This window comes from Gorillibacterium massiliense (assembly GCF_000455485.1).
GTDB lineage: Bacteria > Bacillota > Bacilli > Paenibacillales > NBRC-103111 > Gorillibacterium > Gorillibacterium massiliense.
The window spans coordinates 1-4,676 of record NZ_CBQR020000056.1 but is presented as its reverse complement, the minus strand read 5'-3'; the positions used below and the strand labels follow the sequence as shown (position 1 = coordinate 4,676).

Genomic DNA, 4,676 nt, shown 5'->3' with positions numbered 1-4,676 from the left:
GCCAACAGCGACACCGACGCCGACGCCGTCCGCATCGGTGACACCGAGTGCAACGCCGACTCCATCGGCCACACCGACGCCGACACCGACGTCGACGGTTGCACCTTCGGATTCTCCAGGTACGACGTCAACACCGACTCCAAGCAACGTATCGATTGACGCAGTTGATTTTACAGTCGATACGCTGACGATTCGCACATCGGGGCCAGTGAAACCGAAGTTCCTTATGGTGTCCAACCCTGACCGGCTGGTAGTGGAATTACCGCTCGCTTCTTTCAGCGCGGCTGTGCCGAAACCTTTGACAGCGGAAGGTGTTATTCCGACAGCGGATAATCCGCTGATGACCAAACTGCGGTATGCTCTGTTCGATCCCTCCACTTCGACGATACGCTTTGTCATCGATTTGGTTGGAAAAATCGGCTACCATGTTGAAAAAGACGGTACGGACGGAATCATTCAGGTTAAACTGAGCAACATACTTTACCGCGTTGTCATCGATCCAGGGCATGGGGACCAGGATCCAGGCGCGGCTACATTTACCGGCAAGAAGGAGAAAGATTTTAACCTGGCCATGGGCAATAAGGTTATGAAGCTGTTGGAAGCCATTCCGCAAATTCAAGCCTATACGACCCGCAGTGATGACACATTCCTTACGTTACAGGAACGGTCCAGCATGGCCAATACTTTGAAGGCAGACGTATATGTCTCGATTCACGGTAATTCGTTCCCGAATAATCCCAGCGTGAACGGAGTTGAGACGTACTACAACCGCTCGGATGAAAGCGTCACTCTTGCCAATATCATCCACCGTAACGTGGTTGCCGCAACTGGCTTTGTCGATCGCAGCGTACGGTTCGGCGATCTACACGTCGTCAGAGAAACGACGATGCCGGCTACCTTGGTTGAAGTGGGTTATCTGTCCAATCAAATGAATGAAGCCGCGATGTTTACCGAGGATTTTCAAAATCGGGTCGCACAAGCAATTGTCAACGGAATCAAAGAGTTTTTGAAAATCCAATAGGGAGACGGCAAAGCCGTCGTTCACTTGTGAAAATTAGGGAGTGTCGCCGATGCGTAAGGCCGCAATATCTGCCGCTCTTTTGCTCAGCGCCATGATCGTCGTTTCCGGCTGCGGAGAAAATGGCGGTAAGAAGGAAGGGGAGGCGCCAAGCCCAAGTCCTTCCATAGCTGCTACGACTACACCTGCTCCAACTGCGAGCGCAGTTGCCACCGTTACTCCTCAAGCTCCTGAAGAGACTGCTGTTAAGTTGTATTTTGCCGATCCCGACTTGGCGAAATTGATCGAAACAACGCGCACGATTCCGATGGCTAAGGATAAACCGGACTATATTCAAGTTTTGCAAGCGTTGGAAACGACTGACGATTCAGGACAAATCTCATTATTCAAAGATTTTGACTTTAAAAAAGCGGAGCTTGCCGATGGCCAGCTTACCGTTGATCTGAACTTCGGCTCTGACAGCCGATTGGGCTCAGGCGGCGAAATGCTGCTGTTGCAGGCGTTGAAGAATACACTGTTCCAATTTCCAGAGGTAAAATCCATCAATGTGCTGGTCGACGGTCAGCAGGTGGAAAGCCTGATGGGGAATGCTGATTTGCCTCATCCGATCCTGCGGCAAAACTAAATGATCTGCATGTTTCTTTTGAAAGGAGCCCTTTCTTCGGTGAAATATTTGCCGAAAGTGGGCTTCCTTTCTGTTCAATAGCGACTTTTTCTTAACGGGATGTGGTATTTTGCCTAAAATTATTCGGAATTATCTTAATGAAAGCATTGATAATCCGGGGATGTTTCGATAGACTGTTTGTTATTGATGTGAAAAGGATACAGCAAACACATGTGCCGCTGAGAGACGGCAGCGCATTTGTGTAAGGAAAGGAGATCGGAATTGAACGAGAAAAACATTCGCAGGATATTGGACACCATGAGTGAAATGTTCCCAGGCGCTCATTGCGAGCTCAATCATTCCAATCCTTTTGAATTGCTGATCGCCGTCATGATGTCTGCTCAGGCGACGGACGAATCCGTTAACCGGGTAACCGATACGTTGTTTAAAAAATATCGGAAACCGGAGGACTACTTATCCGTATCTATAGAGGAGCTTCAACAGGATATACGAAGAATCGGGCTATTTCGCAACAAGGCGAAAAACATTCAAAGCCTGTGCGGCATTTTATTGGACAAGTATGGCGGCGAAGTGCCAAGAGAGCATGAGTTGCTCGTTGAACTTCCTGGAGTTGGCCGCAAGACTGCCAATGTGGTGGTTTCCAATGCCTTCGGTGTTCCCGCTATCGCGGTTGATACTCATGTGGAACGGGTTAGCAAGCGTCTCGGTTTAGCGAAACCTGATGATTCCGTGCTTGAGGTTGAAAAAAAGCTGATGAAGGTCATTCCGCGCGAGGAATGGACGCTGTCTCATCATCGGATTATTTTTTTCGGCAGATACCATTGCAAAGCGCAAAATCCGAATTGTCCGGAATGCCCGCTTCTGGATATTTGCCCGGAAGGCAAACGACGTATGAAACCTGTCAATAAGAGGAAAACTACGTAGATAAGGTAAGAGAAAAAGAAGAGATTAAAAAAAGGATGGGATTGTAGATGAAATGCATCGCTGTGTACACGAAAAATTTTGAGCTGTTTTCGGATATTTATGAGGAAGTGCTGCGCACGCCATTAACCGAAAATGAAGAGAAAGTGGTAGAAGGCGTTACGATCAGCGATTCCGGCGAAGTGCCTGCCAATTACCTGGACCGGATGAAAGCAAAGCTGGATGTCGTGGTGATGAAGATAAAAGGTCAGCCGATTACGATTTTGCAGCACGGCGAACTTTTTGAAATTCTCCTCCCGGAAACAGAAGCCGCATTGATTTAAGGGCGGAAACGCGGGAAGACGAAAAGCAGAAGAACAAAAGGTTTAGAAATGAAATCAGCGGTCTGAAAAAATGAGAGCTGCACCTGAAGTCGAGGACGACTTAGGTGGCTCTTTTTTTTGTTGAGCGCACATAAATAAGGGACAATGAGTGAAAGGAAAGGTGTTGGATGGTTTGACGAAAGGGAGCCTCACTCTATAAACTTATACCCAAAAGGCTGTTTTTTCGACGGCGGGAAATCGACATAGTATACCATTACAGCTTACATATAAGCGCGAAACAATGGGGGATAGCAATGGAGACCAGCAGGCTGAGAGAGATGTCGCAGTTGATGAACCGTGAGGGCGATGTAGAAAACGCCGGCAGACTTAAGGAAGTGGCGGATAAGGCGGGAGATGAAGCGCTGCATATCGCTTTCTGCGGTCATTTTTCTGCGGGAAAATCGACTCTGATCAACAGGCTGTGTGGAACGGATTTGCTGCCGTCGAGCCCGATTCCGACCAGCGCCAATGTGGTTACGATTCGGGAAGGATCGCCAGGAGCCCGAATTCAGCGTAGAAATGAAGAAGGGGAGTTGTGGTACGACGATATCCCTCTATCGGAGCTGGATCAAGCATGCCGAAATGGTGCGGATATCGAATCAGTGGAGATTACGTTTCCGCTTCCTCTGTTTGATCAAAAAACCGTATTTTTGGATACGCCGGGAATTGATTCTACGGATGATGCTCATAAACGGGCGACGGAGTCGGCGCTGCATCTGGCGGATGTCGTTTTTTACGTGACCGATTATAATCACGTTCAGTCGGATATGAATTTTTCTTTTACAAAAAGGCTGCAGGATTGGGGCAAACCCGTTTATATCATCGTCAATCAAGTCGATAAACACCGGGAGGAAGAACTGGCTTTCGAGGATTACAGATACCAAGTAGAGAAGGCTTTCGCTTCTTGGGGAATCTATCCGGAAGGTATTTTGTACCTCACTTTGAAGGAAGCGGAGCATCCGCTAAACGAGTGGGACAATCTGCTCGTCTTGATAAAAGATCTGGTGAATATCGCCGGGCCATTGAAAGAACGAAGCAGCGTTTATTCGACGCGTGAGATTATTGGGGATCATTTAGAGCGGCGCGAAGCGGCGATGGCCGATTGGGTGGAGCAGCTAATAGCTGACTCCGGGTTGCCGGATGCTGAGGAAACGGCAGTTGAGGAAACGGGAGAGCTAAGAAGGGCTGACAGGCTTTCGCGAGTCGAGTGGTGGGTTGATCAGTTAGAGGTTGAAGAGGCGAGATTGTTCACGGAAGAGGAACGTTTGCGGGAGGAAGGGGAAGCGCCGTACCAGTTGTGGAAGAAAGAATCCGATACGCTCATCGACAATGCCAACCTCATCCCGGCCCAAACCCGGGACATGGCTGCCCGCTATCTGGAGAGCCGCCAATCGGGGTTCCGCGTCGGTTTATTTGGCGGCGGAAGCAAAGCGGAGAAGGAGCGGGAAAACCGATTGTCGGCACTGCTCTCTGCGTTTACCGCCAACGTCAAAGCTTATTTGGAATGGCATCTTCAGGATTACTTGAAGAAGGCAGCGGAGCGCATGGGGTGGAAGGATGAAGAGCTGAGTCAGGTGATTGATGAGATGCATGAAGGGATTGGCGCAGATTGGCTGGCGGAGCGGGTGCTGCCAGGCGCAGTGGCGTCAGGGGAATATACCCTGACCTACTCGCGCCTGATCGACGCCGACGCCAAGGCGGCGTACCGCCGGCGGGCGGCAGCTGCTCTTGCGCGCATCCGGGCGCTGCT

General features: G+C 49.9%; 6 protein-coding genes and 1 pseudogene. 6 read left to right on the top strand and 1 reads right to left on the bottom strand.

The window, feature by feature from the left end:
• Window positions 1-198: hypothetical protein (locus TJ79_RS28630; protein ID WP_420319374.1), on the bottom strand; the 198-nt coding region annotated here is incomplete at its 3' end.
• Window positions 199-226: 28 nt separating this feature from the next.
• Here TJ79_RS28630 and TJ79_RS28625 point away from each other — a divergent pair.
• The 6 genes and pseudogenes from TJ79_RS28625 to TJ79_RS05790 all read left to right on the top strand — a co-directional run.
• Window positions 227-382: pseudogene (locus TJ79_RS28625) on the top strand (hypothetical protein); the annotation flags it as partial.
• Window positions 383-403: 21 nt separating this feature from the next.
• Complete coding sequence (locus TJ79_RS27985) at window positions 404-1,021, top strand: N-acetylmuramoyl-L-alanine amidase family protein (protein ID WP_238322824.1); 618 nt, start codon at window positions 404-406, stop codon at window positions 1,019-1,021.
• A gap of 49 nt (window positions 1,022-1,070) precedes the next feature.
• Window positions 1,071-1,643 (top strand): GerMN domain-containing protein, encoded by a 573-nt coding sequence (locus TJ79_RS05805; RefSeq protein ID WP_040949359.1) that lies wholly within the window; start codon window positions 1,071-1,073, stop codon window positions 1,641-1,643.
• A 261-nt stretch (window positions 1,644-1,904) separates the two neighbouring features.
• Window positions 1,905-2,567: an endonuclease III gene (gene nth, locus TJ79_RS05800; RefSeq protein ID WP_040949358.1), complete on the top strand. Its 663-nt coding sequence runs from the start codon at window positions 1,905-1,907 to the stop codon at window positions 2,565-2,567.
• A gap of 47 nt (window positions 2,568-2,614) precedes the next feature.
• Window positions 2,615-2,887, top strand: a complete 273-nt coding sequence (locus TJ79_RS05795; RefSeq protein ID WP_040949357.1) for a hypothetical protein — start codon at window positions 2,615-2,617, stop codon at window positions 2,885-2,887.
• 293 nt (window positions 2,888-3,180) lie between these two features.
• Window positions 3,181-4,676: dynamin family protein (locus TJ79_RS05790; protein ID WP_202903297.1), on the top strand; the 1,496-nt coding region annotated here is incomplete at its 3' end.